Origin of the sequence: Polyangium sp. y55x31, assembly GCF_029946505.1 — a bacterium.
Classification (GTDB): domain Bacteria; phylum Myxococcota_A; class Polyangia; order Polyangiales; family Polyangiaceae; genus Polyangium.
Genome location: NZ_JARZHG010000098.1, coordinates 1 through 854, shown reverse-complemented (window position 1 = coordinate 854; position 854 = coordinate 1). Strand labels below are relative to the sequence as shown.

Sequence of the window (854 nt, the reverse complement as noted above, 5' to 3'; positions counted from 1 at the left end):
AGCGCGCCCGAGCTCATGAGCCATCGACGCGCCACGGCCTCGAGGACGACGCGCGGCCCTTCCACGACCGCCTCGAAATCGATATCGATCGATCCATCCGGACCGAACGTGCTCATATCGTCGCCGTAGTCGATCGCCATCGGCTTATCCCAGCAGCGAGGCAAGCCCGCTCGTGATCTTCCCCTGGATCGGGATCTCCACGACCGATGGCCCCGAGACCTGCACGCCGAGGGCCCCGAGGACGATCGCAACCGCCGAGCCGGGCGGTTTCCATTCGATGGTGCAGAGGGATGCCGGTTCCGTGACCGTGCGGAGGATGAGCGTCCCCGAGTCCGTGGAATCGTCAATCCGTGCAACGGCCTTCGTGCCGCCGCCGATGACGATCCGGATCATGGCAGCATCGGTCTCCCACAGCCCGGCGAATGGCTTGGCCGGATCCCCCTCGGAAAAGCCGACCTTCACGCGCGCCCCTTTCGCCACCTCGACCCGGATCCCGGGCAGGCCCAGCCATATCGGGACACCCGACAAACCAGGCATGTCCACGCCATCGAGGCGCAGATCGAGCGTCCCGTCGACCCCTTGCGCCACGACCGTAGCATCATGAGCCGCCAGGTATTGCAGCGGAACCGGGAGCGCTTGCGCCACGATCCGCCGCAAAATCTCCTTCTCGCGCGTCGCAGTCATAGCCCCTCCTCGAAGACGACCTCGGTCCGGAAGGCCCCGGCATCGTTCACGTGGTGAACCACCCGCCCGACGCGCCGCCCATCGAGCAGCATCCCCGGCTCGATGTCGGGCGCCTCCTGCGCGAACACCGCCCGCGCATGCGCGCCGTCTTCCGAGACGCAGAACGGCCG

The 854-nt window shown here is 67.3% G+C and carries 1 protein-coding gene; it reads right to left on the bottom strand.

Features of this window, described 5'->3' with window-relative positions; genetic code table 11:
• Positions 1 to 144: 144 nt before the first annotated feature.
• A complete protein-coding gene (locus QHF84_RS50165; RefSeq protein ID WP_281320791.1) occupies positions 145 to 684 on the bottom strand; it encodes a hypothetical protein in 540 nt (179 codons plus the stop codon).
• Between the last annotated feature and the right edge of the window lie 170 nt (positions 685 to 854).